General features: G+C 65.2%; 21 protein-coding genes and 3 pseudogenes. 15 read left to right on the forward strand and 9 right to left on the reverse strand.

Annotated elements, in window-relative coordinates:
- The first annotated feature begins 212 nt into the window (after nt 1-212).
- The 4 genes and pseudogenes from AC0SZ7_RS24060 to AC0SZ7_RS24075 all read left to right on the forward strand — a co-directional run bounded on the left by AC0SZ7_RS24060 (nt 213) and on the right by AC0SZ7_RS24075 (nt 4,169).
- Nucleotides 213-1,139, forward strand: a complete 927-nt coding sequence (locus tag AC0SZ7_RS24060; RefSeq protein WP_475506719.1) for a hypothetical protein — start codon at nt 213-215, stop codon at nt 1,137-1,139.
- A 345-nt stretch (nt 1,140-1,484) separates the two neighbouring features.
- Nucleotides 1,485-2,255 (forward strand): annotated as a pseudogene (locus AC0SZ7_RS24065) (PAS domain-containing protein); the annotation flags it as partial.
- A gap of 111 nt (nt 2,256-2,366) precedes the next feature.
- A pseudogene (locus AC0SZ7_RS24070) lies at nt 2,367-2,804 on the forward strand (methyl-accepting chemotaxis protein); the annotation flags it as partial.
- A 123-nt stretch (nt 2,805-2,927) separates the two neighbouring features.
- Nucleotides 2,928-4,169 carry an Ig-like domain-containing protein gene (locus AC0SZ7_RS24075; RefSeq protein ID WP_475506720.1) on the forward strand — a complete coding sequence of 414 codons (1,242 nt, stop codon included), beginning with the start codon at nt 2,928-2,930 and terminating at the stop codon, nt 4,167-4,169.
- Between the two features lie 41 nt (nt 4,170-4,210).
- Here AC0SZ7_RS24075 and AC0SZ7_RS24080 read toward each other — a convergent pair whose 3' ends face one another.
- Complete coding sequence (locus AC0SZ7_RS24080) at nt 4,211-6,229, reverse strand: mechanosensitive ion channel family protein (RefSeq protein ID WP_475506721.1); 2,019 nt, start codon at nt 6,227-6,229, stop codon at nt 4,211-4,213.
- A gap of 261 nt (nt 6,230-6,490) precedes the next feature.
- Between AC0SZ7_RS24080 and AC0SZ7_RS24085 the strand changes: the two genes are divergently transcribed.
- From AC0SZ7_RS24085 to AC0SZ7_RS24095, 3 genes are all read left to right on the forward strand, one after another.
- Entirely contained in the window at nt 6,491-7,645 is a 1,155-nt protein-coding gene (locus tag AC0SZ7_RS24085; protein ID WP_475506722.1) for an MFS transporter, read from the forward strand.
- 59 nt (nt 7,646-7,704) lie between these two features.
- A complete protein-coding gene (locus tag AC0SZ7_RS24090) occupies nt 7,705-8,178 on the forward strand; it encodes a GFA family protein (protein ID WP_475506723.1) in 474 nt (157 codons plus the stop codon).
- Between the two features lie 110 nt (nt 8,179-8,288).
- A complete protein-coding gene (locus AC0SZ7_RS24095; RefSeq protein ID WP_475506724.1) occupies nt 8,289-9,497 on the forward strand; it encodes a hypothetical protein in 1,209 nt (402 codons plus the stop codon).
- 8 nt (nt 9,498-9,505) lie between these two features.
- On the opposite strand, the gene qhpR is transcribed toward AC0SZ7_RS24095, so the two are convergent.
- Nucleotides 9,506-10,561, reverse strand: coding sequence for an AraC-like transcriptional regulator QhpR (gene qhpR / locus AC0SZ7_RS24100; protein ID WP_475506725.1), 1,056 nt, complete (start codon nt 10,559-10,561; stop codon nt 9,506-9,508).
- A gap of 307 nt (nt 10,562-10,868) precedes the next feature.
- On the opposite strand from qhpR, the gene eat reads away from it, so the two are divergent.
- From eat to eutC, 3 genes are read left to right on the forward strand one after another with little or no spacing between them, the layout of a single operon-like run.
- Nucleotides 10,869-12,230: an ethanolamine permease gene (eat, locus tag AC0SZ7_RS24105; RefSeq protein WP_475506726.1), complete on the forward strand. Its 1,362-nt coding sequence runs from the start codon at nt 10,869-10,871 to the stop codon at nt 12,228-12,230.
- Nucleotides 12,231-12,245: 15 nt separating this feature from the next.
- A complete protein-coding gene (locus AC0SZ7_RS24110) occupies nt 12,246-13,640 on the forward strand; it encodes an ethanolamine ammonia-lyase subunit EutB (protein ID WP_475506727.1) in 1,395 nt (464 codons plus the stop codon).
- Nucleotides 13,641-13,649: 9 nt separating this feature from the next.
- The gene (eutC, locus tag AC0SZ7_RS24115) at nt 13,650-14,450 is read left to right on the forward strand and encodes an ethanolamine ammonia-lyase subunit EutC (RefSeq protein ID WP_475506728.1); all 801 of its coding nucleotides are present in this window, start codon (nt 13,650-13,652) and stop codon (nt 14,448-14,450) included.
- An 81-nt stretch (nt 14,451-14,531) separates the two neighbouring features.
- Here the strand turns inward: eutC and AC0SZ7_RS24120 are convergent, their stop codons facing one another.
- A complete protein-coding gene (locus AC0SZ7_RS24120; protein WP_475506729.1) occupies nt 14,532-15,071 on the reverse strand; it encodes a YbhB/YbcL family Raf kinase inhibitor-like protein in 540 nt (179 codons plus the stop codon).
- 33 nt (nt 15,072-15,104) lie between these two features.
- Nucleotides 15,105-15,587, reverse strand: a complete 483-nt coding sequence (locus AC0SZ7_RS24125; protein WP_475506730.1) for an N-acetyltransferase family protein — start codon at nt 15,585-15,587, stop codon at nt 15,105-15,107.
- 1,272 nt (nt 15,588-16,859) lie between these two features.
- On the opposite strand from AC0SZ7_RS24125, the pseudogene AC0SZ7_RS24130 reads away from it, so the two are divergent.
- Together AC0SZ7_RS24130 and AC0SZ7_RS24135 are read left to right on the forward strand one after the other, a co-directional pair.
- Nucleotides 16,860-17,069 (forward strand): annotated as a pseudogene (locus tag AC0SZ7_RS24130) (methyl-accepting chemotaxis protein); the annotation flags it as partial.
- 228 nt (nt 17,070-17,297) lie between these two features.
- The gene (locus tag AC0SZ7_RS24135) at nt 17,298-18,002 is read left to right on the forward strand and encodes a methyl-accepting chemotaxis protein (RefSeq protein ID WP_475506783.1); all 705 of its coding nucleotides are present in this window, start codon (nt 17,298-17,300) and stop codon (nt 18,000-18,002) included.
- A gap of 3 nt (nt 18,003-18,005) precedes the next feature.
- Here AC0SZ7_RS24135 and AC0SZ7_RS24140 read toward each other — a convergent pair whose 3' ends face one another.
- Nucleotides 18,006-18,668, reverse strand: coding sequence for an HAD family hydrolase (locus tag AC0SZ7_RS24140; RefSeq protein WP_475506731.1), 663 nt, complete (start codon nt 18,666-18,668; stop codon nt 18,006-18,008).
- 176 nt (nt 18,669-18,844) lie between these two features.
- Here AC0SZ7_RS24140 and AC0SZ7_RS24145 point away from each other — a divergent pair, with 176 nt between their 5' ends.
- Nucleotides 18,845-20,167, forward strand: coding sequence for a putative bifunctional diguanylate cyclase/phosphodiesterase (locus AC0SZ7_RS24145; protein WP_475506732.1), 1,323 nt, complete (start codon nt 18,845-18,847; stop codon nt 20,165-20,167).
- 107 nt (nt 20,168-20,274) lie between these two features.
- Here AC0SZ7_RS24145 and AC0SZ7_RS24150 read toward each other — a convergent pair whose 3' ends face one another.
- The gene (locus AC0SZ7_RS24150; protein WP_475506733.1) at nt 20,275-20,940 is read right to left on the reverse strand and encodes a response regulator; all 666 of its coding nucleotides are present in this window, start codon (nt 20,938-20,940) and stop codon (nt 20,275-20,277) included.
- Between the two features lie 46 nt (nt 20,941-20,986).
- Nucleotides 20,987-21,118: a hypothetical protein gene (locus tag AC0SZ7_RS24155; protein WP_475506734.1), complete on the reverse strand. Its 132-nt coding sequence runs from the start codon at nt 21,116-21,118 to the stop codon at nt 20,987-20,989.
- A 179-nt stretch (nt 21,119-21,297) separates the two neighbouring features.
- Here AC0SZ7_RS24155 and ercA point away from each other — a divergent pair, with 179 nt between their 5' ends.
- The gene (gene ercA, locus AC0SZ7_RS24160; protein ID WP_475506735.1) at nt 21,298-22,461 is read left to right on the forward strand and encodes an alcohol dehydrogenase-like regulatory protein ErcA; all 1,164 of its coding nucleotides are present in this window, start codon (nt 21,298-21,300) and stop codon (nt 22,459-22,461) included.
- A complete protein-coding gene (locus AC0SZ7_RS24165; RefSeq protein ID WP_475506736.1) occupies nt 22,445-23,767 on the forward strand; it encodes a hybrid sensor histidine kinase/response regulator in 1,323 nt (440 codons plus the stop codon). Before ercA ends, AC0SZ7_RS24165 begins: the two co-directional genes overlap by 17 nt.
- On the opposite strand, the gene AC0SZ7_RS24170 is transcribed toward AC0SZ7_RS24165, so the two are convergent.
- Nucleotides 23,752-24,090, reverse strand: a complete 339-nt coding sequence (locus AC0SZ7_RS24170) for a hypothetical protein (RefSeq protein ID WP_475506737.1) — start codon at nt 24,088-24,090, stop codon at nt 23,752-23,754. The genes AC0SZ7_RS24165 and AC0SZ7_RS24170 overlap by 16 nt on opposite strands.
- Nucleotides 24,087-24,506, reverse strand: coding sequence for a hypothetical protein (locus AC0SZ7_RS24175; RefSeq protein ID WP_475506738.1), 420 nt, complete (start codon nt 24,504-24,506; stop codon nt 24,087-24,089). Before AC0SZ7_RS24175 ends, AC0SZ7_RS24170 begins: the two co-directional genes overlap by 4 nt.
- Between the last annotated feature and the right edge of the window lie 114 nt (nt 24,507-24,620).

Below are 24,620 nucleotides of genomic sequence, written 5' to 3' on the forward strand. Positions count from 1 at the left end.
TAAGCACAGCGCCGCGCGCCTTATCATGAAGCCGTGGTGATGCATTACGCCTGCCGCCAGGGGTGCCAATCATGCACTTTGCATGACGCTTTCCCGGGCGCCGTCAGTAAGTGCTTGAAATAAAACGCAACAAATTTCCGGCGCCGCTGGCATGGCCGGTGCACTACTCCCTATGCATGTCTCACTGACTGTTTGCCGGGAGCACCACAATAATGATCACGAACGCTGAACTTGCTACCACTGCCGCCGAGGGGTCCAACCACTCGGGCGTTTCATGGGCAGCGATATTCGCCGGGGCCGCCGCGGCCGCCGCGTTGTCGCTGATACTCGTGCTGCTGGGCTTCGGCCTTGGTTTCTCGGCGGTGTCGCCGTGGGCCGGGGAGGGCGCCAGCGCCAAGACCCTGGGGGTGTCGGCCATCGTCTGGCTGGCCCTGACCCAGATCATCGCCTCGGGCATGGGCGGCTATATCGCCGGCCGCCTGCGGGTGAAGTGGGCCACGGTGCACGGTGACGAGGTGTACTTCCGCGACACCGCCCACGGCTTCCTGGCCTGGGCCGTGGCCACCCTGGTGACCGCCACCCTGGTGGTGGGTTCGGTCAGTGGCGTGGTCGGTGGCGGGGTGAAAGCCGGCGCCACCATGGCCTCCGGCGCCGTGACTGCCGCCAGTGCCTCTGCCGGCGCCCAGGCCTCGGGCAACAGCGACCCGTTCGGCTACTTCGTCGACACCCTGTTCCGCGACGACCGCCCTGCCGCTGTCAGCGATGATGCCGCCCACGCCCAGGTCACCCGCGTGTTCGCCCGCACCGTCAACAACGGCGGGCAACTGAGCGCCGAGGACCGTGCCTACCTGGCACAGCTGGTGGCCCAACGCACCAACCTGACCCCCGAGCAGGCCCAGCAGCGCGTGGACCAGGTCTATGGCCAGGCCCGCCAGGCCGTGGAAGACGCCAAGGTCGCCGCGCAGAAAGCCGCTGACGCCGCCGCCAAGGTCGCCGCCTACACCTCGCTGTGGATGTTCGTCGCCCTGCTGTGCGGCGCCTTCTTCGCCAGCCTGGCGGCTACCTACGGCGGTCGCCGCCGTGACGCCGTGGTGATCATTCCCGCCACCGCTTACACCACCACCGCCCCGATCCGCTAACAGGAGAACCACCATGCGCTCACTACTGCTGTTTTTCCTCGGCGTGCCGATCCCGGTCATCATCCTGATCGCGCTGTTCATGCACTGAGTTCAATGCCGTAACCCGCGACCGCCTCCTGTTTCAGGGGGCGGTTTTTTTTCGTGCGGCGCGGCACGTCCGTACCATTTTTTATTGACGGGGCGTTGAGCTTTGTACAGGTCTTGTATAGGATCTGGTGGGTATTGGCACATTGCTATCAACTCCCTGACACGACGCTGCAGTGGCCCCCGGGCCAGCGATCGACATGTACGTCTGTCTGCTCAAGGTCGAGCATCAACCTCACCTTGCGTATACGAGATGCGACCATGTTCTTCAGCTCCCGCCTGCGGCAGGCCAATGCCGACCTGGAACAACGCCTGGCCCAGCAGACCAGCCTGCTGGCCGCCATCGAACGCAGCATGGCGGTGGTCGAGTTCGACCTTGACGGCGTGGTGCTGCGCGCCAACGACAACTTCCTCCGCACCCTGGGCTACCGCGCCGAGCAGGTCATCGGCCAGCACCACCGCCTGTTCTGCAGCCCCGACTACGCCCGTAGCGCCGGGTACAGCCAGTTGTGGGCGCGGCTGAGGGCCGGTGAATTCATTGCCGACACCTTCCAGCGCGTGGACGCCAGCGGCGCGCCGATCTGGCTGGAAGCCACCTACAACGCCGTGCGCGACGCCCAGGGGCGGGTGGTGAAAGTGGTGAAATATGCCACCGACGTGACCGGCCGCGTGCAGCGCGACAACGACGCCCAGGGCCGCCTGCACGCCATCGACCGGGCCATGGCGGTGATCGAGTTCGAGCCCGATGGCCGGGTGATCAGCGCCAACGACAACTTTCTCGCCGTGACCGGCTACAGCCTGGGGGAAATTCGTGGCAAGCACCACGGCCTGTTCTGCCCGCCCTCGGTGCTCAAGGGCAAGGACTACCAGAGTTTCTGGCAGCGCCTGAACAAGGGCGAGTTCTTCAGTGGCCAGTTCGAACGCGTGGGCAAGCGCGGCCAGGTGTTGTGGCTGGAGGCCAACTACAACCCGGTGTTCGACGCCAGCGGGCGGTTGGTGAAGGTGGTCAAGTTCGCCTCCGACATCACCGCGCGCATCCTCAAGCAGGCTGAAGACGGCCAGAGCGCCGCCCGTGCCTATCACATTTCCCGTGACACCCGCCGGGCGGCGGAGCAGGGCACCGAGGTGATCCACCAGGCCGCCGGGCAGATGCGCGAGATCGCCAGCAACATCGACCATTCCTCGCAGATGCTCGGCCACCTGGGCCAGCGCTCCGAGCAGATCACCACCATCGTCAACACCATCCGCGGCATCGCCGACCAGACCAACCTGTTGGCCCTGAACGCTGCCATCGAGGCGGCGCGCGCCGGGGACATGGGCCGTGGCTTTGCCGTGGTGGCCGACGAAGTGCGGCAGTTGGCCGGGCGCACCAGCGGCTCCACGGCGGAGATCTCGGCGATGATCGAGCGCATCCAGCAGGAGACCCGCTCGGCCATCGCCAGCATGGACGCCACCCGTGAGCAGGCCGGCCGCAGCGTGGCCCTGGCCGACCAGGCGGGCGAGGTGATCGTGCAGATCTGCGACGGCGCGAGCAGGGCGGTGGCGGCGGTAAGCGTGTTCGCCGGCGACGACCACCTGTAGCAGCGGCCGCCAGGCCGCGTCACCAGCACCGGGTACAGGTCCAACTGTCAGATCTACCAGTTGTGAGCTTTTGGGGGCAGGCGTTCAATCAGGGCTCTTCCTAACCTAGAAAGGTAAGCCTCCATGAACACTCTTATTCAAGAAACCTTGACCCCGCCCGAAGTCGAGGGTGTGGTTAACTACACCCTCGATCTCGCTGATTTTCCCTCGGTGAGAAATGTGAGGGTGTACTGGCCGGGGATGCAAGAGAACGACAGGATCCATATATTCTGGATAATCCTGGCTAGCGGCGAGAGTCCTTATGAGGACCCGCGAACGGTTGTCGAGGACGGTATTGAGGTGTGGTTCGACATCCCTCGGGAACACGCTCTCCTGAGTGAAGGCAGCGAGGTTTTGGTCCGGTATCAGGTCACCCGCAACGACGAGGAGCTGATGGTCTCCGCCCCTACGATTTTCCTGGTGCTCCCGCAGGATGTGGCGCCCTTCATTGACGAGGTGTATCAGGAAGACCGCCAGTATATCCCTGATGGTGGCAGCACCGGCGCTTCCAGCGTGGAGTTGCGCGGTCGCGCGAGCCCGAATCAGCTCGTCAAGATATTCGATAACGATGCCTACAAAGCGCAGGTTCGGGTCAACCCCAAGGGCTTCTGGAGCTTCCTGGACTCCCAGATTGACGTGGGTCCCCATGTCTATGTGGCCGAGGCTGTATACCGAAGCAACTTGTCTTCTGAGCCGAGGACCATCACACGGGTGGAAGAGTTGGTGATCGACCATTCGGTCCTGGTGTTGGATGGCGTGCACCTGCACCCTGATTATCCGTTGCTGGATGAGTGGAGTCGCGCCGAAGGGGCCTATCTGGCTAACGTCCGCGAGCTACGCGAAGCGACAGGAGGCCTTCCGCCGTATCGCTACATCTCGCAGGACCCGGCTATCGCCAGCGTGGATGCGACCGGGCTGGTCACAAGCCAAGGCGATGGCTCCACGGTCATCGAGGTTCGCGATGACAGCTTCCAGTTGACTCGATTCTCGGTGACCTGCTCGAACAACTTTACGTTGCATGCCTCGGGCCAGGAGACCAGCTTCAACTTTGCCCAGGCGCTGGAGTGGGTGGAACAATCGCCGTTGAATAAGCCCTTGCCGCACCACGATACGCCCTCGGGGGACGAGATCCTTCGAGACTTGCGCAACCACAAGTCGCACGCAGGCCAGCGGTATGAATTTCATACGGCAACGGTGAATCCTGAAGATACCGATCGCACCAATGTGATCCTGGCCACCAGCCTGGCGGAGGGTGGGCAGGTCAACTTATTTGGCTCAGTACCATTGGGCCGACTTGCGAGAGCCATTTGCATCCGCGATCTCTGATCTCTGTCCGGTAGCCACTGCCACCTGGCAGTAGCTACCGGTCACGACACCGCCAGCACCGGCTGCGAATACTGCGCAAACCGCACGTTGTCGCTCTGGTCCACCAGCTTCTTCAACCGCTCGTTGAACGCCCGGTTCACGCCATACTGCCCGCCGGATATGGTGCGGAACTGGGCGGTCAGGGAGATGCCGTTGAGGTCCATCTTGTCTACCCCGAACACCTGCAGCGGGCCCTGCAGGTTGTGCTTCAGCACGATGTCTTCGCTGATCGACCGCCCGGCCTCGCGGATCAGTTCCAGGGCGGTATCGATGTCGCTGTCGTAGCTCACCTGCACCGAGAAGAACGCGTAGGCGAACTGCCGCGACTGGTTGGTGACGGCCTTGATCTGGCCGAACGGCACCGAGTGCACGAAGCCCTTGCCGTCGCGCAGGCGCAGGGTGCGGATGGTCAGGCTTTCCACGGTGCCGGCGTGGCCGGAGTCGAGCACCACCCAGTCGCCGATGGCGATGGTGTCCTCGATCAGAATGAACAGGCCGGTGATCACGTCCTGCACCAGTTGCTGGGAGCCGAAGCCGATGGCCAGGCCCACCACCCCGGCGCCCGCCAGCAGCGGCGCGACATTGATGCCCAGGTTGGCCATGGTGGTGATGGCGCAGATCACCACCAGCACGATCTTGGTGGCGTTGCGCAGCATGGGCAGGATGGTCTTGACCCGGGTGCTGGGCTCGCGGCCGGCGCGCTTGCCCACCGCAGGCGTCAGCGCTTCCTGGATGGCAGTGTCGATTACCACCCACAGCAGCCAGGTCACCAGCAGGATCAGGCCAATGCTGCTCAGCGAGTCGCTGATGGCCCGGCCCAGGGAGTTCTGGGCGGCGAAAGTGAGGATCGACACCCCCCAGATGCGCCCCAGCAGTTCGATGAAGGCGATAGCCATGGCGATGCGCGACAGGGCGTGGCCCAGGCTGCGCAACAGCTCCATGTAGGGCCGGCGGCTTTGCCGCGGAGCGTTTTCACCGGGTTTGAACAGGTGTTGCAGCAAGGTGCTGAGGAACACCGTGCCCACCAGCAGCAGGGTAGTCAGCAGGGCGCTTTGCAGGGTGCGCTGGCTTTCGGCGCCAGCGCCGATCAGGTGCACCATGGACACCAGGATCATCAGCAGGATGGGCAGGTACCACACCCCGGAGAATATGCGCAGCGACTCCTGCACGGCACGGTGTTCCAGGCGCTGTTTCAGCGAGCGGTCGCGTATCAGGTGGGCCACCGGGCGGCGCATGCGAATCACCAGCACGGCGAAGGCCAGGGTTGCCAGCAGGCCGCACAGCACTGCCAGGCTGGCGGTGATGTTGCCGCCCAGCTGGCGGGCGATCTGAGGGCTGTTGAGGGCATCGCCCAGGGCCGCCAGGAAGCCGATCACGAACAGCCGCCGCGGCGCGCGCTGGCGCAGGATGCGCACGGCGGTGCGGCGGTGGCCGCTGTCGAACAGCACGATCAGGCACAGAATGATCGAGCTTGAGACCAGGCCGCTGCTGGTGGCGTAGGCCAGGCACAGGGCCAGGGCTCGGGCTACCGAGCCATCCAGGTTGTGGCTGATGGTCAGGGTCAGGGGCAGGCTGATCAGCGCCGGGACGGTGAACGGCAGCAGGTAGTCCAGCAGGCCCTGCACCCGCGGGCGCTGGTGGATAAAGCGCTGGCGCGCCGCGCGCCGGGCAATCCAACGGCCCAGCAGGCTCAGCACGGCGAAGATCCCCACCCAGCATAGGGTCAGCAGGGCGAAGTCGCCGGCCAGGCTCAGGGCCGAGTGCGCAGAGTGCTGGTTGACCAGGTCGCCGACTTCATCGGCAGCGCGGTCGGCGCGCAGGCGCCAGCTGTCGGCCAGGTGGCCGTCCAGGTCGAGACTGTCCTGCACCTCGTCGATGCCCGACGACAAGGTGCTGAGCAGGCCGCCCTGTACCAGCACCTCCGGTTTCGCCGGGGCAGGGGCCGCTGCGGTCGCCGCCGTGGCCAGATTTATGCTGAGCAGCAGGCCCAGAACCCATGGCAGTAATGATTTGGCCTTCATGGATAGCACCCGATTTCTCCTTGCTTGCCGACAGGGGTCTTAGGAACTGATCGACAAAAACCGCGCAAGTTCGCAAGACATTTGCGTAACCGCAGGACGCGGCCTGCGGCCGCTGCTACGGGAAGGATGCGCAAATTGCCCGTAGCAGCGGCCGTCAGGCCGCGTCCGGGCGGTACGCCGTGGACGGGGGGTGGATTTTTTTTTGGCGGCCACCAAGGTAGTTCGCACATTTCCCGTTCAGCGAGATAAGGCTGTCTCCCCATGTCTTCCACTTCTTCGGCAATCCAGGCGGAGCCTGGCAAGCAGGAATTTTTCTCCACCCGCGTCGCTTTCTTCATCGCCGGTTTCGCCATGTCGGCCTGGGCGCCGCTGGTGCCGCTGGCCAAGTCGCGCGCCGGCCTTGACGACGGCATGCTCGGCCTGTTGCTGCTGTGCCTGGGCGCCGGTTCCATCCTGACCATGCCCGTGGCCGGCTACCTGACAGCACGGGTCGGCTGCCGCCGGGTGATCCTGGTGGGGAGCGCGGTGATGTGCCTGGTGATGCCGCTGCTGGCCACCGTGGCCAACCCGTGGCTGCTGATGGCGGCGATATTCTGCTTCGGCGCCGGCATCGGCGCGCTGGACTGCGCCATGAACATCCAGGCGGTGCTGGTGGAGCGCGCCAGCGGCCGGGCGATGATGTCGGGCTTCCACGGCCTGTTCAGCGTCGGCGGCATCGCCGGGGCGGCCGGCATGACCGGCCTGCTCAGCGTGGGTCTTGAGGCGTTGCCTGCGGTGCTGTGCGTGGTGGCGCTGACCGTGCTGGCGTTGTGGGCTGCCGCCCCGCACCTGCTCACCAGCGGCAACGGCGAGCCCGGCCCGCTGCTGGCGCGGCCACGGGGCATCGTGCTGTTCCTGGGCGTGCTGTGCTTCATCGTGTTCCAGGCCGAAGGCGCGGTGCTGGACTGGAGCGCGGTGTTCCTGGTGGGCGACCATGGCATGGACCCGCGCTACGCCGGGCTCGGCTATGCGGCGTTCGCCACCACCATGACCATCGGCCGCCTGACGGGCGATGTTATCGTCACCCGCTTGGGCGGCGCCCGCGTGGTGATTGTCGGCGGCGCGCTGGCCGCCGCCGGCCTGGCCTTGTCGATCTTCGCGCCGGGCTGGGCGTTGGCCCTGGTCGGCTACGCGCTGGTAGGCGCCGGCTGCTCGAACATCGTGCCCGTGCTGTTCACCGCCGTCGGCCGGCAGAAGACCATGCCCCAGAGCGTGGCCATCCCGGCCATGACCTCCCTGGGCTACGCCGGCATCCTCATCGGCCCGGCCGCCATCGGCTTCATCGCCCATGCCAGCAGCCTGGCGGTGGCGCTGGGGGTGATGGTGCTGTTGCTGGCGTTCGTCGCCGCCAGCGGCCGGGCGCTGCGCACGGTGTGAACGGCGCGGCTTGCCCGGTGGTCTAGAGTAGCAACGCTCAACCACCGGGGAGTCCCGCCATGTTGCTCGAAGGTTCCTGCCACTGCGGCGCCGTCACGTTCAGCCTTGAAAGCCGGCACCCCTATCCGTACCAGCGCTGCTACTGCTCCATCTGCCGCAAGACCCAGGGCGGTGGCGGCTACGCCATCAACCTGGGCGGTGACGCGGCGTCCTTGCAGGTGAAGGGGCGCAAGCACATCAGCATCTACCATGCGCGCATGAACAAGACCGACGTCAGCAGCGCCGAGCGGCACTTCTGCAGCCAGTGCGGCAGCGGGCTGTGGCTGTTCAGCCCGGAATGGCCGGAGCTGATCCACCCCTTCGCCAGCGCCATCGACACGCCGTTGCCGGTGCCGCCGGAGCACACGCACCTGCTGCTGGATTCGAAGGCGCCTTGGGTGGAGGTGCAGGTGAAGAAGGGCGACCAGAAGTTTCCGGGCTACCCGCAGGAGTCGATCGCCCAGTGGCATGAGCGGTTGGGGTTGGAAAGCTGATACCTGCGGGACTGATGGCCCTTTCGCTCCTGTCAGTTCTGTCAGTTGGCAGGGTCGGCCATAGGGATCTAAATGGCACCTCCAATACACGAGAATTGAAGGTGAGTACCATGGCCAGCCGCCGCGCAGGTGATCGAGATCCCGGGTTTTATCCCATTGGAGCGCTGGCCTATGAGCCCTACGGGGCAACGTGGGATGCAACGGCATCGCCGCCGATGATCTGGCTTGCCGGGTATGCCAGGAATCGGTGTTACATCGAACGACGTGCAGACGATGGAACGAGTATGTTCCCTGCGCACCACCACGTTTTCCCAGGCGCGGCCGGATCCTGGGGGTTGAAAGTATTCCTGCTCGGCGATCAAGTGCTCTTGTTCGGCGCCGACTTTGACCGCGCCACGGCCAGCTACCGCCCCGCGGTGGCCCGCTACAGCCATGCAATGACCCTGGATACGTCCTTCGGCGATCCTGTGACGCCTGGCAACAGCGTCGTACCGACGCCAGGTGTGGCGGACCCATCAACCCTGGTCGCGCGGGTAACGGCCGAGCACATCTACATCCTCACCCCCGGCGGCGGCAGCCGGCCCAATCTGCTCACGCGGCTCATGCTCGGCACGGGCTTGCTCGACCCCAGTTTCAATGGCACGGGAACACTGGAGATCAGCGGGGTGCCCGGTTCAGACGTGCGGCTGAAGTCATTCGAGACTGCAGAGAGTGATAGCCGCATTATCCTGGTAGGGGATGCCATCAAGCCCCAGCAAGATGTCGAAGTGGGGGTTTACGTAGGCGTAACCCATGCTGGGGTCCTTGATCCCACCTTCGGTGAGGACGGTTTTATCTGGCCAAACCTGAACGAGTTCAGCCTCCGGGTCTTTGGCTCCATGCGCAAGCAGCAGGTAGTGGAAGCCGTGGTGGGGTTGGGCGCCGCAAGCGATCACGGGCTGCTCGACGGTTCGCCCATGGTGATGAGCCTGAACCGCGACGGCAGCCCGGACATCGACTTCAATGACGGCAAGCCGCTGTGGTTTCCCTTTGGACCTCACACGCTCGTCTGGACGCGAGGGGTGCAAGGCGAGGGTTCCAGCCTGATCGCGGCGGGCTATCGTATCGAATCCAACGTTGAGGTGACATTGCCAGCGTTTGGCCGGATTGACGCCAACTTCGAGTGGGACCCAAACTTCGGTGAGGGAGGCAAGGTTGTCATTGGTGACTTCGGCCAGTTCAAGGACGAGATCCGCGATATGTTTGTGCAGGGTGACGGGCTGGTCATCGTCTTCAATCGCGGGCCCAATGGCGGGGAATTGCGGCGTTATTTTCTCTGACCCACGTGTCAGTGACCGGCCGCCTGCCGCCACTGCCGCGGGCTCATTCCGAACCAGCGCTTGAAGGCGCGTGAAAACGCGCTGGTTTCCGAGTAGCCCAACAGTGGCGCCAGGTCGCTGATCGACAGGCTGGCCTGGCGCAGGTACTGGCGGGCCAGCAGCTGGCGGGTTTCATCGATCAACTGGCTGAAACTGATGCCGCGTTCGCGCAGGCGGCGTTGCAGGCCCGAATCGGTGAGCTCCAGCTGTTCGGCAATCAGTTCCAGCACCGGTTCGCCGTGGTGCAGCACCGCGCGAATGGCCTGGCGGGCCTGCTCCAGCAGGTCCGGGCCGGCGTCGGCGTCGCCCAGTTGCCGAATGGCATCCATCACCAGCATCAGCAGCACCGGGTCATGGCCCGGCATGGGCTTGCCCTGCAGGTCCTGCTTGGGAATCAGGATGGCGTTGCACGGCTGGTCAAAACGCACCGGCGCGTCGAACACCGCGCGGTGCTCCTGCCAGTCCATGGGCCGCGCGTGCTCGAACTGCACCTCGCGCGGTGCCCAGTGCTGCCCCAGCACGTGGCGCACCAGGTTCATGGCCATGCCCATGGTCAGTTCGGCGTCCTGGCGCTTCTCCAGGATAGCGCCGTGGCGCACCTGGTAGTCGAAACGGTAACACTCGCCCTGGTCCACCAGCTGGATCAGGGTGCTGTGCTGGTGGAAGGGGAAGGCCTGGGCGAAGTTCACCAGCGCCTCTTCCAGGGTGGCCGAGCACAGGCCCACGTAGCCCAGCAGGCCCAGGGCCTGAGGCTTGAACTGCTCGCCGTAGCGCAGGCCGAAATTGTCGCAGCCGGTCTGCCGCGCGGCCTCTTCCAGCACCTGGCAATAGTTGGGCAAGCCCAGGCTCAGCGTGGGGTGGCGCAGCTGCTCGGCGTCGATGCCGGCGTGGCCGAACACGCGGTCCAGGTCGCCGCCGTGGTGGGTGATGAACTGGTCCAGGCCGTTGGCCGCCGCCGACAACACCCCACGGTTGTTCGCCCGGGAGCCAGGGTGCGCGGCGGGTGAAAACAGCGAAGGGGTCATGGCGGTTACCTTTTCAGCAGGGGCATCATGAAAAAACTTCAAGCAAGAGTTGTTCCGGGTTCATGTTTCCGGCGGTGTAGAGGCCTGAACGGCCGATAAGCTGCAATTATCTGCCCCCTGACTGGGAATTCCGGTAACCCTGTGGGAGCGGGCCGTTGTGGTGCGTCGGCCGCAGGCCGTGCCCCGCCATCGCGCACCCTTCGCCAAACTTGACCGCAGGGCACAAAACCCGGTTTTCCCGGTCAAGTCTTGTAAGCAAATGCTTCGATATGCTGGGCTCCAGGCATCCTCTCGAAGGTACGACACAATGAGCAGCACGCAACTCAAACCGACATTGGGCACCCTGCATCTGTGGGGCATCGCCGTGGGCCTGGTGATTTCCGGCGAGTACTTCGGCTGGAGCTACGGCTGGGGCACCGCCGGCACCCTGGGCTTCCTGGTGACCACGCTGATGGTGGCGGTGATGTACACCTGCTTCATCTTCAGCTTCACCGAACTGACCACCGCCATCCCCAACGCCGGTGGCCCGTTTGCCTATAGCCTGCGCGCGTTCGGCGTGGGCGGCGGCATGATCGCCGGCATGGCCACCCTGATCGAGTTCGTGTTTGCGCCACCGGCCATCGCCATGGCCATCGGCGCCTACCTGAACGTACAGTTCCCGGGGCTGGACCCCAAGTGGGCGGCGGCCGGTGCCTACGTGGTGTTCATGGGGCTGAACATCATCGGCGTCAACATCGCCGCTACCTTCGAGCTGGTGGTAACCGTCCTGGCGGTGCTGGAACTGCTGGTGTTCATGGGCGTGGTGGCGCCGGGCTTCAGCTTCAGCAACTTCGTGCTGGGCGGCTGGGCCGGCAGTGACACCTTCAGCTTCGGCGCGCTGTCGGGCGTGTTCGCCGCCATTCCGTTCGCCATCTGGTTCTTCCTCGCCATCGAAGGCGCGGCCATGGCTGCCGAAGAAGCGAAGGACCCGAAGAAAACCATTCCGCGTGCCTACATCAGCGGCATCCTGACCCTGGTGGTGCTGGCCATCGGCACCATGATCTTCGCCGGCGGCGTGGGCGACTGGAAAGCCCTGTCGAACCTCAACGACCCGCTGCCACAGGCGATGAAAACCGTGGTGGGCAACAATTCCAACTGGATGCACATGCTGGTGTGGATCGGCCTGTTCGGCCTGGTGGCCAGCTTCCACGGCATCATCATGGGCTACTCGCGCCAGTTCTTCGCCCTGGCGCGTGCCGGCTTCCTGCCCGCCGGCCTGGCCAAGCTGTCGCGATTCCAGACCCCGCACCGCGCCATCCTGGCCGGCGGCGTGGTGGGCATTGCGGCCATCTTCAGCGACGGCCTGGTGAACCTGCAGGGCATGAGCCTGACCGCGGCGATGATCACCATGTCGGTGTTCGGCGCTATCGTAATGTACATCATCAGCTTGCTGAGCCTGTTCCGCCTGCGCAAGATCGAGCCCAACCTTGAGCGCAGCTTCCGCGCGCCGGGGTATCCTGTGGTGCCGGGCATCGCCCTGGTGCTGGCGCTGGTGTGCCTGGTGGCCATGGTGTGGTTCAACGGCCAGATCGCCTGTGTGTTTGCCGGCCTGATGATTGCAGGTGCGGTGTTCTGCAAGATCTCGCTGGGCCGCAATGCGGCGCGGGTCGCCCTTGCTGGCAACGCTTGAGAAAGGAGGCTTGAAATGAGTGGTTTCGTGCATACCGTGGGTGGCCTGGCCTGGCGTTTCGACAGCCTCAAGGAGCTGATGGCCAAGGCCAGCCCCGCCCGGTCCGGTGACTACCTGGCCGAAGTCGCCGCCGGCAGCGATGCCGAGCGTGCGGCCGCGCAGATGGCCCTGGCGGACGTGCCGCTCAAGCGCTTCCTCAACGAGGCACTGATACCTTACGAAAGCGATGAGGTGACCCGGCTGATCATCGACAGCCACGACGCCGCCGCCTTCGCCCCGGTCAGCCACCTGACCGTGGGCGGTTTCCGTGACTGGCTGCTGGGCGACGACGCCGATGAAACCACGCTGCGCGCCCTGGCACCGGGCCTTACCCCGGAAATGGCCGCCGCGGTGTCGAAGATCATGCGCGTGCAGGACCTGGTGCTGGTGGCGCAGAAGATCCGCGTGGTCACCCAATTCCGCAACACCGTGGGCCTGCGCGGGCGGCTGTCCACCCGCCTGCAGCCCAACCACCCCACCGACGACCCCGCTGGTATCGCCGCCAGCGTGCTCGATGGCCTGCTGTACGGTAACGGCGACGCCATGATCGGCATCAACCCGGCCACCGACAGCCTCAGCGCCATCAGCGACCTGCTGAAGATGCTCGACGGCGTTATCCAGCGTTACGAGATTCCCACCCAGTCCTGCGTGCTCACCCACGTCACCTCGTCCATCGCCGCCATCGAGCGCGGCGTGCCGCTGGACCTGGTGTTCCAGTCCATCGCCGGTACCGAGGCGGCCAACGCCAGCTTCGGCATCAGCCTGGAACTGTTGCGCGAAGGTTACGAGGCGGGGCTGAGCCTTAAACGCGGCACGGTCGGCCAGAACCTCATGTACTTCGAGACCGGGCAGGGCAGCGCGCTGTCGGCCAACGCCCACCATGGCGTCGACCAGCAAACCTGCGAGACCCGCGCCTACGCCGTGGCCCGGCATTTCAAGCCGTTCCTGGTGAACACCGTGGTCGGTTTCATCGGCCCCGAGTACCTGTACAACGGCAAGCAGATCATCCGCGCCGGCCTGGAGGATCACTTCTGCGGCAAGCTGTTGGGCGTGCCGATGGGCTGCGACATCTGCTACACCAACCACGCCGAAGCCGACCAGGATGACATGGACATGCTGCTGACCCTGCTGGGCGTGGCCGGCATCAACTTCATCATGGGCATTCCCGGCTCCGACGACATCATGCTCAACTACCAGACCACTTCGTTCCACGACGCCTTGTACGCGCGCAAGACCTTAGGTTTGCGCCCGGCGCCGGAGTACGAGGAGTGGCTGGCGCGCATGCAGATCATGACCCAGGGCGACGGTACGCTGCAGCTGGGCAAGGGCCTGCCGCCAGCGTTTCGCCAGGCCCTGGCACAGTTGAAGTGAGGCTAAGCCATGAGCGATGACCACAAGCAACCGGCCCAGGCCGACCCCTGGCAGCAACTGCGCAGCCTGACGTCTGCGCGCATCGCCCTGGGCCGTGCCGGTACCAGCCTGCCCAGCGCCGCGCAGCTGGATTTCCAGTACGCCCACGCCCAGGCGCGGGACGCGGTGCACACCCCCTTCGACCGCCAGGCCCTGGCCGCCAGCCTCAACGGCCAGGCCTTGTTGCTGCACAGCGGTGCCGGCGACCGCCACGTCTATTTGCAGCGCCCGGACCTGGGCCGGCGCCTGGATGCGCCGTCTGCGGCGCTGCTGGACGAGCACCGCCAGCTCAACCCCGAAGGCTACGACCTGGCAGTGGTGATCGCCGACGGTTTGTCGTCGTTGGCCGTGCACCGGCACAGCCTGCCGATGCTGCAGCGCATCGACGAACTGGCCGCCGCCGAAGGTTGGCGCCAGGCGCCGGTGAGCCTGGTGGAGCAGGGGCGGGTAGCGGTGGCGGACGAGATCGGCGAGCGCCTGGGCGCACGCATGGTGGTGATCCTGATCGGTGAACGGCCGGGCTTGAGCTCGCCTGACAGCCTAGGGCTGTACTTCACCTACGCGCCGCGCGCCGGCCTCAATGACGCGGCGCGCAATTGCATTTCCAACGTGCGGCTGGAGGGCATGAGCTACGCCATGGCCGCGCACAAGCTGCTGTACCTGATGCGTGAGGCGTGGCGCCGGCAGTTGTCGGGGGTGAACTTGAAGGACGAGGCGTTGGTGCCGGTGATTGACGGGCAGGTGGGGCCGGGGAATTTCCTGCTGCGCTGATACGGTAGCGCCGCCATCGCGACCAAGGTCGGCTCCTACCCCGGTAGGAGCCGACCTTGGTCGCGATGAGGGCAGCGGGGTCTACCGACCGTAGCGCCTTACCACGCTGGTGTTGGCCAGGATATGCCCCTTGATCTTCGCCAGCAGGTCATCACGCGTCAGCCCCGCCGGCAAGGCATCCGGCGCCAGGTCCAGGGCATACAGCTGAATCACGTAGTGATGTGGGTTCTCGCCCACCGGCGGGCACGGCCCGCTGTAAGTGGTGAGGCCCTTGCTATTGGTGCCGCCCACGCCTTCCAGCTTGCCCTTGAGGCTGGCATCGGCGCCCAGTTCATGGGTGCCGGCCTTGATGCCGTAGTGCACCCAATGGTTCACCCCCAGGCCTTTCTGGCCATCGGGGTCATGCATCACCAGGGCGAAACTCTGGGTGCCCTGGGGCGCATTGCTCCAGCCAAGCGCCGGCGACACATTCTCGCCGCCGCAGTCGCCGGTATTGGCGGCGTTGGCCTGGCGCAACAGGGCGTTGTCGTCGCCATCCGGGGTTTTCAGGGTCAGCGGCGCGGCCTGGGCCAGCAACGGCAGGCACAGGCAGGCGGCGAGGGCAATCGAGCGTGGCAACATGGAACGTCTCCTTCTATCCAGTTGCCAGCCAGTCTAGTCGGCCTGGGCGAAAGCCTGCAGCGAATCGCCGGCCAAGCGGTAGCGAATCCACTCCGGCTGCGCGGCGGCGCCGATGGATTCGTAGAATTTGATCGCCGGCTCGTTCCAGTCCAGCACGCTCCATTCCAGGCGGCCACAGCCACTGTCGTGGGCGATTTGCGCGAGGTGCTTGAGCAGCGCCTTGCCGGCGCCCACGCCGCGGTGCCTGGACGACACGTACAGGTCTTCCAGGTAAATGCCCTTGCGGCCCAGCCAGGTGGAGTAGCTGAGGAAATACAGGGCAAAGCCGACCGGTTCGTCGTCCAGCGAGCACACCAGCGCGCGGGCGTAGCCTTCCGGGTCAGCGAGGCTGCGGCGGATGTCGTCGACGTTGGCGACCACTTCGTGCTCGGCTTTTTCGTAGATGGCCAGTTCAGTGATGAAGCCCAGGATCAGTTCGGCATCGGCGGCGGTGGCGGGGCGGATGTGCAGGGGCAAGGGCGTATTCCTCAGGCCAGGGAAAACTGCCATTGTGCCTGACTGTGTGGGGGGCTCGCATCACGCTATCGCGCTATCGCGCATCACGCCGGCCACCCTTGATCTTGATCCCGTGACCATAAAGCGCCAGGGCCGACTGGAGGCGTTGACCGAGCGGTCCACGGCGTAGCGGATTTGGTTTCCCGCTTCGGCGATTTCGGACATATCCATTTTCGCGGTGCGACCACCGACTGTTTCGGCCTTACGCCGACTCACTTTTTTTCAGACGCCAAAAAAAGTAAGCAAAAAACGCTTGCCCCTGCTTGGGCCCTACGCTGCGCTACGGGTCCCCTCCTTCCGGCGCCGCTCAACGGGCAGACGGCACCCGCTATAGAAGCCTGCGGGTTACCGTCTCTTCGGCCTGCGGCCTCGGCCCTGCGGGCAGCCCGTTGATCGACGCCTCCAGTCGGCCCGGGCGCTTTACGGGGCATACAATCAAGATCACAAGCCAGATCACAAGCCAGATCACAAGCAGATCAACTGCGGATCACAAGCCAGGTCAACAGCAGATCACAAGCCAGCTAAGCGCTGTCTTCAAATGGTTGTTCTGTCATCAATTTGTCATTGATTTGCCATATAAATTCCCCAACCAAGGATGGCCAATGGCCTGCCGACGAACTGCATTCAAGTCATCGGCAACGCCGCCGATGCGTGGCATGAAGCATCGTTTTTTACTGCATGAAGAAAGGGACGTCTTCGACACCGCGCACCCAGCCGCGGTGCTTTATCCCTGTCATGAGTGCCCTGTCGATGTTCGTGCGCAAATCCCTGAAAGCCCAAATGCTGACCCTGATCGGCGGCAGCCTGCTGGCGATGCTGCTGATTGCCCTGTCCTGCTTTCACCTGCTGGCCAACGGGGTGCGAGACTACCATCAGTTGATCGAGGGGCCGCTGCGCACCTCGCAGTTGATCGACGAGGCCAACCTGCAGTTCAAGATCCAGGTACAGGAATGGAAGAACGTGCTGCTGCGCGGCAAGCAGCCTTCGGACCTGGCGCAATACTGGGGTCAGTTCCAGGACCGTCAGCGTGACGTGCAGGATATTCTCGGCCGCCTGGCCGCCCAGCCGGGTATCGATGCCGGGCTGAAAGCCGATATCCAGCGCCTGCGCGACGAGCACCGGGCCTTGGGTGATGCCTACCAGCGTGGGCGCGATGCGTTTGCCGCCGCCGGTGGCGAGGCCAGTGTCGGCGATGCAGCGGTGAAGGGCGTGGACCGCGCTGTCAGCGACCAGATGAGCGCGCTGGTCAGCCAGATCCGCAAGGCCGGCGAGCAGCAGGCCGGGGCTATTCGTGATGCGGCCGATAGCACCGTGTGGGGCGGGTTGGTGGTGCTGGTGGTGTCGGGGCTGTTGATTGGCCTGCTGAGCCTGGTGCTGGTGAGCCGCTTCCTGGTGGTACCGATCCAGCAACTGATCGACTACGTGGCCGAGCTCAGCCGCGGCCAGTTCAACCAGCGCGTCGACAGCCGCCGCCAGGACGAACTGGGCCGCCTGGCCCTGGCCGCCAATACCCTGCGCGACTTCCTCGCCGAGACGTTCACCGGCCTCAAGCGCAACGCCGGTGACCTGGATGGCGCCAGCGCCGACCTGCACGGCATTGCCGGGCAGATGTCGCAAGGCACCCACGACCAGTTCAACCGCACCGACCAGGTGGCCACGGCCATGAACGAGATGTCTGCCACCGCCCAGGAAGTGGCACGCCACGCCGTGGACGCGGCGCAGGCCGCCGACCAGGCCGACGCCTCGGCGCACCAGGGTGAGCAGGTGATGCGCGCCACCATCGAGACGATTACCCACATGCGCGGCGAGATCTCCACTACCGCCCAGGTGATTGGCCTGCTGGAAAACGACAGCGCGCGCATCGGCAAGGTGCTGGAAGTGATTCGCGGCATCGCCGAGCAGACCAACCTGCTGGCGCTGAACGCGGCCATCGAGGCGGCACGGGCGGGTGAGGCGGGCCGTGGTTTCGCCGTGGTCGCCGACGAAGTGCGCAGCCTGGCCCAGCGTACGGCGGCGTCGATCATCGAGATCAACCAGATCATCAACGCCGTGCAGGCCGGTGCCAGCGACGCAGTGAAGGCCATTCAGAACGGCCAGTCGCGCAGCGAGGAGGGCGTGGCCCAGGTGACCCAGGCCGGGGAGATGCTCAAGCGCATCACCTCGTCGGTGGAGGCGATACGCGACATGAACCGGCAGATTGCGACGGCGGCCGAAGAGCAGACCTCGGTGGCCGAGGACATCTCGCGCAACCTCACCGACATCACTCAGATCGCCAGCACCAACCAGGACAACGTGCAGCGCACCGAAGTCGCCAGCCGGCGCCTGCACGACCTGTCGCGTCAGCTCAACGAAGTGACCGCGCGGCTGGGGGCATAAGCCTCAGGTCGCCGCCTGCAACTCGGCGATGGCCTGCCACAGGCGCTCGTCGTTGAAGTCCTCGATCACCAGGTGCGCGCCGGCCGCCAGCAGGGTTTCGCGGCTCTGGCTGGTGGTCAGGGCCACGGTGAAGATGCCGGCCTTGACCGCCGCGGTCAGGCCCGGCACCGAATCCTCGAAGGCAATGGCATCGCTGGCGCGGGCGCCCAGGCGTTCCAGGCCGGTGAGGTAGGGCAGCGGGTCGGGCTTGGCCCGTGGCAGTTCCTCAGCCACCACCACGCTGTGGAAGCGCGCGGCGATGCCCAGTGCGCCCAGCATGTGGTCGGCGTTGGCGCGCGGGGCGTTGGTGACCACCACCTTGCCGATGCCCTGGGCTTCGGCGAACTCCAGCAGGCGCGGCAGGCCGGCCAGTGGCGCCAGTTGCGGCGACAGCTGGCGGAAGCGTTCTTCCTTGCGGTCGGCAAACAGTTGGTGCTCGGCTACCGAGCGCTCCGGAAACAGGTTGCGGCACATGGCCGGGTTGGCCTGGCCGCTGCAGTGCTTGACGAAATCTTCTTCGGTAAAGTCCCGGCCTTCTTCGGCCAGCAGTTGCTGTATGGCCAGCAGGTGCAGCTTGTCGGTGTCGGTCAGGGTGCCATCAAGGTCAAACAGCAAGGCGGTGAGCATCGCGATATCCATTCAGGGTGGCTGAAAGCTTTAAGCGCCTAATCCTAACAGGTGATTTCCCTAACGTCAGGGCGAAGGCTGCCGATAAAACCTTGTCGCCCATCAGTTTCTGGCGATGTTAATTCGCTATTATGTGACGACCGTTCGTTGCCTGACCGGCCCTGCAGGAGTTACACATGCTTCAACACGCTTACGCTCAGCCATCGGCGGCTTCGCGACTGGACCCCATCAGCGGGCTGCCCAATCGCGAACAGTTCGCCACCGACCTGGGCGTACTGGCCAGCCAGCACCCGGGCGAGGGGCGCACCCTGGTGTTGATCGACGCGCTGGACATGCACTGGGCCCATGACATGACCCTGGCCATGGGCCTGGCGCCGTTCGAGGGCATCATCCGCTGCATTTCGGCGCGGTTGAACCAGCAACTGGACGGTGTGGCACGTTTGTACCATATTGGCGTCAAGCGCTTCGCCTTCGTGATCAGCGCCGGCCTGGATGACTTCCCTGCGTTCATCGAAGGCCTGGTGGACACCCTGCGCCAGCCGGCCCTGCTCGACACCGTGCCGATCCACCCCACGGTGCGCGCCGGCAGTGTCGACTTCGAACTGGAACCGCTGGCCCTGCGCGACGTGTTGCGCAAGGCCATGTACGCCACCGAGCTGGCGGTGCTGGCCGGCCAGCGCTGGGCCGCGTACGACCCGGTGCGCGACGCGGAGTACCGGCGCAGTTTCTACCTGGCTGCCGACATCACCGAGGCCATGGCCGACGGGCAACTGAGCCTGCACTTCCAGCCACGCTTCGCCATTGGTGACGGCGCCCAGGTGAGCGCCGAGGTGCTGCTGCGCTGGCAGCACCCGCGCCTGGGCCGTGTGTCACCGGCCGAGTTCATTCCGGTGCTGGAACGCAACGGCATGATCCACGAAGTCACCCGCTGGGTCATCGACACGGCGCTGGGCAAACTCGCGCAATGGCGCGGGCAGACCCTGAGCCAGCTGTCCATCAACCTGTCGCCCATGGACTTCGACGGCCATGACGTGAGCGGCACCTTGCGCCGCCTGTGCCAGCAGCACGGTATCGACCCGCACCGCGTGGAAGTGGAGATCACCGAGGGTGAATGGCTGCGCTCCAACCCCAAGGTGCTGGGCGAACTGGCGCAGATTCGCGGGCTGGGCATGGACGTGGCCATCGACGATTTCGGCTCGGGCTACAGCAACTTCTCGTACCTGCACGAAATTCCCGCCAACGTGGTCAAGCTCGACCGCTCGATGGTGACCGGTATCGAGGACAACCCGCGCTACCAGAAGATCGCCCGTTCAATTCTCAAGCTGGCCAGCGAGCTGGGCTACCGCACCGTGGCCGAAGGCGTGGAGACTTTCCGTTGCCTGCAACTGGTGCGCGAGTATGGCTGCGACGAGGCCCAGGGCTATTTCTTCGCCCGGCCGATGGACGAGGCGCAGTTCCTGGCGTGGAGCGAGTGCGGCGAGTTTCCGTTGGCCTATTGAGGGCCGGCACGGCCCCCGTAGCAGCGGCCGTCTTGTGGGAGCTGGCTTGCCAGCGAGCTTTTATGGCCCCACCAGCTCGCTGGCAAGCCAGCTCCCACAGGATGTAGTCAACGCCGCAGGTAGGCCGCGAAGTCGATCTCGCCAGCGCTGAGAATCGCCTGCACCCGGTTGTGCACGTTGAGCTTGCGCAGGATCGCCGACACATGGGCCTTCACCGTGGTCTCGGCGATTTCCAGGTGCCAGGCGATCTGCTTGTTCGATTCGCCCTTGGTCATGCGCTCCAGTACCTGCAACTGCTTGCGGGTCAGCGCTTCCAGTAGCGCCACCGACAGCCCCGGCGTCGGCGTGCCGGCCTGCAGCGGGCGCCCGGCGCCGCTGCGAATGATGTCCGCGGGCAAATACACGTCGCCCTCCAGCACCTGGGTCAGGGCGCTGGTCATCTGCGCCCGTGGTGACGATTTGGTGATGAAACCGGCGGCGCCGTAGGTGATGGCCTGCAGCACCACCTGCTTGTCCTGCTCGGCCGAGACCACCACCACCGGAATGGTCGGTGTCGCGTTGCGCAGGTTGAGCAGGCCACCCAGGCCGTGCATGCCAGGCATGTTCAGGTCGAGCAGAATCAGGTCCAGGTCATCGTGCTGCCGGGTCAGGTGCAGGGTGCTGTCCAGGTCGGCGGTTTCCAGCACCTCGCAGCCCTCGAACGCGTCGAGCAGCACGCGGGCCATGGCCTCGCGGAACAACGGGTGGTCGTCGGCAATCAGGAATCGGTACATGGGCGTCGGCTGTTCTTGTTGTGGGCAAAGGGCCTGGAACAGGGTATCACAGCGCACGAACAAGCCTGCCGCGCTGGCCGGGTGGCGGGTTTTCGGCGTGGGCAAAGTTGGCGACGAGGCAACCGAAGGCCAGGCCGAGCGCGGCTTGGCAAAGCAGGGAGGCAAGGAAGCGAATCATGGTGGCGATGCTCTTTCTAGTTATGCGCGCATTACAGGGCGCATCGCAGGCATTTGCCAATGCTGCTTTCGGCCTGCCATACCAGTACCAAAGTAGTAGAGGGGCGGTGGCGGGCGGGCTGCGCATTGCCCCGGCAATGCATTACCCTGAGCCCAACTGTCCCTGCCAGAAGAACAGACATGAGCCCTGCCATCAGCCAGCTGCGCAAATTCGTCTCCCCGGAAATCATCTTTGGCGCCGGTTGCCGCCATCACGTGGCCAACTACGCGAAGAATTTCGGCGCCCGCAAGGTGTTGCTGGTCAGCGACCCGGGGGTGGTGGCTGCCGGCTGGGTGGCCGACGTCGAGGCCAGCCTGGCGGGCGAGGGCATCGACTACTGCCTGTACAGCACGGTGTCGCCCAACCCGCGGGTGGAAGAGGTGATGCTGGGCGCCGAGCGCTACCGCGCCGAGCACTGTGACGTGATCGTCGCGGTGGGCGGCGGCAGCCCCATGGACTGCGCCAAGGCCATCGGCATTGTCGTTGCCCATGACCGCCACATTCTGGAATTCGAGGGCGTCGACACCCTGCGCGTGCCCAGCCCGCCGCTGATCCTGATTCCCACCACCGCCGGTACTTCGGCGGACGTCTCGCAGTTCGTCATCCTGTCCAACCAGGAACGGCGCATGAAAATCTCCATCGTCAGCAAGGGCGCGGTGCCGGACGTGGCGCTTATCGACCCCGAGACCACCCTGAGCATGGACCCGTTCCTGTCGGCCTGTACCGGCATTGACGCGCTGGTGCACGCTATCGAAGCCTTCGTCTCCACCGGCCACGGGCCGCTCACCGACCCCCATGCGCTGGAGGCCATCCGCCTGATCAACGGCCACCTGGTGCAGATGATCGCCAACCCGCAGGATTTGGGCCTGCGCGAGAAGGTCATGCTGGGCAGCATGCAGGCCGGGCTGGCGTTTTCCAACGCCATCCTTGGCGCAGTGCACGCCATGTCCCACAGCCTGGGCGGCTTTCTCGACCTGCCTCACGGGCTGTGCAACGCGGTGCTGGTAGAGCACGTGGTGGCCTTCAACTACAGCGCCGCGCCCGAGCGCTTCCAGGTCATCGCCCAGACCTGCGGCATCGACTGCCGCGGCCTTAACCACGCGCAGATTCGCCAGCGCCTGGTTGAACACCTGATCGCCCTGAAGCACGCCATCGGCTTCCACGAAACCCTGGGCCTGCATGGCGTGCGGGTGGCGGACATTCCGTTCCTGTCGCACCACGCCATGCACGACCCGTGCATCCTTACCAACCCGCGCCAGTCCAGTCAGCGTGACGTCGAGGTGGTCTTTGGCGAAGCCCTCTGACCCGCGCCAGCAGGCCCTGGCCGGGTTGTTGGGGCTGACCAACCATTCGGTGCGCAAAAGCCATTACCCCGAACTTGCCGCACGCCTGCAGGAGCTGGAAACCGAGCGCAACCGTTACCAGGCGCTGTCCCTGCGCCTGCAAGAGCTTAACGACGAGCTGGAGCGGCGCGTCAGCGAGCGCACCGAAGAACTGCGCGAGGCCCGCGACGCCGCCCAGGCCGCCAACCTCAGCAAGGACAAGTACCTGGCCGCTGCCAGCCACGACCTGCTGCAACCGCTGAACGCGGCGCGGCTGCTCATTTCCACCTTGCGCGAACGCGCGTTGCCCAGCGCCGAGAAGGGCCTGGTGGAGCGTACGCACCAGGCGCTGGAAGGCGCCGAGGATTTGCTCACCGACCTGCTGGACATCTCGCGCCTGGACCAGGCCGCGATCAAGCCGGATGTCGACGTATACCGCCTGGATGAGGTGCTGGCACCGCTGGCCTCGGAATTCCAGCCGGTGGCCGAAGCCGCCGGGTTGGGCCTGAGTCTGCGCTGCGGGCGCTTTGCCGTGCGCACTGACCTGCGGCTGCTGACGCGCATCCTGCGCAACCTGCTCAGCAACGCCTGCCGCTACACCGAGCAGGGGCGCATATTGCTCGGCGCGCGGCGGCGCGGCGACCAGCTGCGCATCGAGGTGTGGGACACCGGGCGTGGCATTGCCGCCGACCAGCTGCAGGCTATTTTCCTTGAATTCAACCAGCTGGAAGTGGGGCGCGCCGCCGAGCGCAAGGGCGTCGGCCTGGGCCTGGCGATTGTGGAGCGCATCGCGCGCATTCTCGACAGCAGCGTGCAGGTGCGTTCCACCCCGGGCCGCGGTTCTATGTTCAGCATCCTCGTGCCGCTGACCGCGCAACCGCCGGCGCCCAGCCCCGTGCCCCAACAACGCCTGGGCAACCCGCTGCCGGGCCGGCGCCTGCTGGTGCTGGACAACGAGCCCGACATTCTGCGCAGCATGGCTGACCTGCTGGGCCAGTGGGGCTGCGAGGTGGTCACCGCCACCGACGAGACCGCCGCGTTGGCAGCCCTGCAGGGCCAGGCCCCGGAGCTGATCATCGCCGATTACCACCTGGACCACGGCGTCACCGGCTGCGAGGTTGCCCGCCACCTGCGCGAACACTTTGCCCAGGCCATCCCGGTGGTGATGATTACCGCCGAGCGCAGCGACCAGTGCCGCCGGCAGTTGCAGCGGCTGGGGGCACCGCTGTTGAACAAGCCGGTGAAGGCGGGGAAGTTGCGGGCGGTGTTGAGTCAGTTGTTGGGGTGAGCGGTGCTGGTCGCCGGTGTCTTGCCCATTCGCCAACCCAACCACCCGCCGGCCAGCGCGCTGGCAAGAATGGCCAGCGGCATCATCGGTGCAATCAAAGCGGCCGCCAGCCCCGCCGCTGCGCCACCGCTCAGCGCAGTCGCCAGGCGGGTGGCAATGTGGGAGTCGACTTCCGGGGCAGTTGCAGGCGGCTCGAAGCGCTCCAGGGTACTTTTCAAGGCATCGATATCCGGGGCCTGTGCGCTGGGGTGGGTGATACGGTAATAGTTGAGGATAGTGTCGACTTCTGCGGGGGTCAGCGACGGAGCGGTCGTGCCTTTCATTGCATTTCTCCAGTGATCATGGTCTGCGCCTGGTAACCGGCGCACAAAATAACGATGACCAGCAAGACCGAGAAAGTTTTTAGCCGGGCGGGGGGTAACCATCCCTGATTTTTCCCACGCTCGGTCATCGCCGCCATCAAGATCAGCAGGCAGACGGCGGAGACGGTGAAGCAGGCAGCAGGTAGCACCCCAGGCTCCTTGAGTGACAACGTTTTGATGCCTGCCTGTACGGCGATGATAGTGCCGCCGTAAAGCCAGCCCAATGGATCGAAGGCCTGCACCCAATGAAACGTGAACCTGCCCTGGCTGCTGACTACATAGCTGGAAAGCCCCATCAGCAGGTAAAGAATGGCGGCACCCAGCAGTGGCAGGATGCCCTCGAGCAGAAGCCATTTTGTCGCGTTGTCCATCACCATTACCGCGTCCCTGATACCCATGCTGTTCAGGTGCGGTAGCGTGTTGGTGTTTAGGCTGTGGGTCAATCCGACAGATACAAAACACTACACTTTTGCTGGGGCATAGGGCGCGGA

This window comes from Pseudomonas sp. JC1203 (genome assembly GCF_056175065.1).